At 43.1% G+C, this 299-nt stretch carries 1 protein-coding gene; it reads left to right on the top strand.

Annotated elements, in window-relative coordinates; all coding sequences use genetic code 11:
* A partial coding sequence (locus HC176_RS18925) for a Gfo/Idh/MocA family protein (protein WP_167920514.1) occupies nucleotides 1-299 on the top strand: 299 nt, incomplete at both ends.

Genomic DNA, 299 nt, shown 5'->3' with positions numbered 1-299 from the left:
CCTCTTTTAAACATCGTATATGTTGCCACGCCACATAGTTTTCATCATTCCCATACCCTGCTCTGCCTTCGTGCCGGTAAAGCAGTATTATGCGAAAAACCTTTTGCACTAAATAAGCAGCAGGTTGAGGAGATGATTGCCGTGGCCCGGCAAAATAATGTGTTTTTAATGGAGGCCATGTGGACTCCTTTCCTGCCTCACATCAAATTTGTAAAAGATATCATAGATTCTGAAAGATACGGGAAGGTGAAATCCCTGAGTGCCGATTTTGGTTTTCAAACTCCCTTTGATGCAGAAGG

This window comes from Tamlana crocina (assembly GCF_012037625.1).
Note: the sequence above shows the minus strand (reverse complement) of the source record. Positions and strands in the feature narration are given on the sequence as shown.